Source organism: Staphylococcus gallinarum (assembly GCF_000875895.1).
GTDB classification, from domain to species: Bacteria; Bacillota; Bacilli; order Staphylococcales; family Staphylococcaceae; genus Staphylococcus; species Staphylococcus gallinarum.
Map to the genome: position 1 here is coordinate 1 of NZ_JXCF01000104.1, position 2,783 is coordinate 2,783.

At 36.6% G+C, this 2,783-nt stretch carries 5 protein-coding genes; 2 read left to right on the forward strand and 3 right to left on the reverse strand.

All coding sequences use genetic code 11. The features are described from left to right. Nucleotides 1–183: hypothetical protein (locus SH09_RS17110; protein WP_235307545.1), on the reverse strand; the 183-nt coding region annotated here is incomplete at its 3' end. 431 nt (nt 184–614) lie between these two features. Here SH09_RS17110 and SH09_RS13620 point away from each other — a divergent pair. Both SH09_RS13620 and SH09_RS13625 read left to right on the forward strand, forming a co-directional pair. Beyond that, entirely contained in the window at nt 615–863 is a 249-nt protein-coding gene (locus SH09_RS13620) for a type II toxin-antitoxin system Phd/YefM family antitoxin (RefSeq protein ID WP_042740169.1), read from the forward strand. Beyond that, on the forward strand, nt 863–1,180 hold the full coding sequence (locus SH09_RS13625) for a type II toxin-antitoxin system RelE/ParE family toxin (RefSeq protein ID WP_042740170.1): 318 nt from the start codon (nt 863–865) through the stop codon (nt 1,178–1,180). Before SH09_RS13620 ends, SH09_RS13625 begins: the two co-directional genes overlap by 1 nt. A gap of 380 nt (nt 1,181–1,560) precedes the next feature. Here the strand turns inward: SH09_RS13625 and SH09_RS13630 are convergent, their stop codons facing one another. Together SH09_RS13630 and SH09_RS13635 are read right to left on the reverse strand one after the other, a co-directional pair. Continuing rightward, the gene (locus tag SH09_RS13630; RefSeq protein ID WP_042740171.1) at nt 1,561–2,523 is read right to left on the reverse strand and encodes a hypothetical protein; all 963 of its coding nucleotides are present in this window, start codon (nt 2,521–2,523) and stop codon (nt 1,561–1,563) included. After that, on the reverse strand, nt 2,523–2,783 hold a 261-nt coding region (locus SH09_RS13635), incomplete at its 5' end, for a RusA family crossover junction endodeoxyribonuclease (RefSeq protein ID WP_042740172.1). The genes SH09_RS13635 and SH09_RS13630, both read right to left, overlap by 1 nt.

The following is a 2,783-nucleotide window of genomic DNA, read 5'->3' on the forward strand; positions in this document are numbered from 1 at the left end:
ATAATCATTATTTGTTGCGTTCCTTCTCTTGTTTTTACCTTGAATTTTATCGCTTTTTAGTTCTTTATTAGGAACTGTCGCCGATAGTAATTGGCGTATTAAAAAAAGCATCACGTCAACAAGTGATACCTTACGATATATTTTTTCTATTGTCGTGACCGTGATAATTCTGAGGCTTCCCACCTAACTGATGGAACCTTTCGTACATATAATTGGAAAACTCCTCGAACGCTCTATTCAAGCGATTGAAAGCATTTCTAGTGCCAACATATTCTCAACCTTCTAGTAACGCTCTTCTCATGAATGCTAGTTCTTTTGAAAATGAGACGTTTAACTCGTATGATCGAGAATTTTTATTTTCAAAGTGGTTACGGGTCAGGTCTTAACACCCTTTCTTCTATAATGTTTGGACATGCTTCTACTCTCGCTTATAACCACCATCGTCGTTGGGGTTTGAGGTTCGGTCTGAACTTAGTTCATCCGACCGACAAAACCAAAGACTAACGACCTAGGTTACTTGTTGTCAAATAGACCATGGAATAAAGCAAACGAACTTGAAGAAAAAGTTACCACGTGGTAGAATTTAGTAAAATTTTAAGTGAGTAGGTGATACCATGGAAAATATTGTCCCTGTATCTGATATGCGTTATTATAATCAAACGCTTAGTGATGTTTCTGTTGGTTCTCAGGTCATCTTGACCCGTAATGGAAAAGCAGCGTATGCGGTCGTTGACATAGAAGAATGGCAACGTACTAAAGCGATGCTCCGACTATTTGAAGAACTGCAGAAAGGCTATCGCTCCCTGACTAATGAAAAAAACTATACGCCTGATGAATTAGCTAAACGGTTAGAGGTTGAGTGATGACTTATCAAGTGATAATCTCAAGTGAAACTGTCAGAGACATTGAGGAGGCAGTTTTCTATAAAGAGGGTCTAGGAGTTTACCCAGAAAATATTGTAAAGTTCAAACAAGCTATTGTTTCAACAATCAGAAAGTTAGCAGATTCGCCTAAAATTGGCTCTAACTTATCAGCAAGAATTGACGAAGAAACTGAGATTAGATATAGCGTGATTGGTGACTATATCCTATTTTATGAAATCGATAGTGAGATAGTCAAAGTACTGCGTTTGTTGCCAGCTAAAACCAACTGGATGAATATAATTCTAAAGTACTTGTGACATAATATCCGTTAGGGATACCTTAGCGATTTGGTTGGTGGTATTTGCAATTCCACCATGGTGAGCAAGTGGAAACATGGTCAAGAGGGGCACAAAAAGAGCGTGCACGAGTCTCATTAGACTGTACACGCTCTTAATGTTTACTTAAACAAAAAAGGGTTATACACTTCTATCTGCATACTGAGTATATAACAAAACCGCTTCTCAGCTTGTATCTTACTTTAACGAGTAGATAAAATCAAGCAAGAAATGTGTAACTCTTTTTCAAATCAAAAATCGAAAGAGAACTTTTGGTATGAATAACAAAATAAAATTTGTGGAAGTTAGCCTAAAAATCTTGGATAAATCCCCCAAATTTATGTGCCGTAAGTTGCCGTCTTCTACTTTCTATTATCGTGACCATGATAATTCTGAGGTTTTCCACCTAGCTGATGGAACCTTTCATACATATAATTAGAAAGCTCCTCGAACGCTCTATTTAAGCGATTGAAAGCATTTCTAGTGCCAACATATTCCCGACCTTCTAGTAACGCTCTTCTCATGAATGCTAGCGCTTTCGAAAATACGACGTTTAACTCGTATGATTGAGAATTTTTATTCCCACTTTGAAAATATTCTAATCCTGCACTTTTGATAGGCGTTAGAATCTCTAGAAGCGGTTGCGGGTCAGGTCTTAACACCCTTTCTCCTATTATGTTTGGACGTGCTTCTAAAAGTAACTCGAACTCTCGCTTATAACCACCATCTTCTAAATCAGCGATAACTTCATCTATTTCTTTTTGGATATTTTCTCCTTTTTCTATAGCATCTCTATAGTGTGCAAATCCATTTATATAATTACTTTTTAATCTATCTATCTTCTTAACAATGCTTTCTGATTTATCTTGTTGCCCATCTTCCATAGCGTCTATTAAATCCATAAGTACATCTAATTCTTCAATTTCTATTTTACGCACCTTTAACAAACGCCATGACTCTCCAATGTCATCTTCGTCAAAATTGCCCTCCAGCTTCTCTCTGGCAAGCTTTAGCTGTTTAATCGACCGTTGGTCGCCTTCATAGGTTGAATCTTCTTCTATAGCTTCTATACATTCATCTATGCGTTTTTTAGCACTTTGTACAACATTCTTTACGTCTGCATCTATATCTAGCTTATCCCCTTGTTTAAACACTCTTTGTTGCACTTTATCTAACACTTGCGAAAGCTTAGTATATTCCTTTCTCAACACAATCATGTACTCATATCGTTCTTCCATGCTATTTAAATATGATTCTAATAGCTCCCGTGCTTCACTCATCATTTTTTCTATAATCAAAAATTTATCTAGATTTGTTGTCGCCATTATTCTATCCCCCTTAAAACAATCTCAGTCCTCGGGTTATCTATTTCTTGAAATTTAGCCATAGATACCATTGCTATACGACTGTCTTTAACCTCTAATCCTCTAAATATGCCGTCAAGCACTGCTTTAAGTAAGTTATCGATATCTGGTGCTGTCGTTCTTGTCAGTTTTTTAAGCCTATTTTGACTTCTAGGTGCTTGCACATAAAACATCACTTCAGCTTTAACACCCAACTCTGTATTAACAACATCAAAAAAATC

Bases quoted from the DNA above. Each gene is read 5' to 3' on its own strand.
- SH09_RS13630 (WP_042740171.1), bottom strand. From the start codon at position 2,523: ATGGCGACAACAAATCTAGATAAATTTTTGATTATAGAAAAAATGATG.
- SH09_RS13620 (WP_042740169.1), top strand. From the start codon at position 615: ATGGAAAATATTGTCCCTGTATCTGATATGCGTTATTATAATCAAACG.
- SH09_RS13625 (WP_042740170.1), top strand. From the start codon at position 863: ATGACTTATCAAGTGATAATCTCAAGTGAAACTGTCAGAGACATTGAG.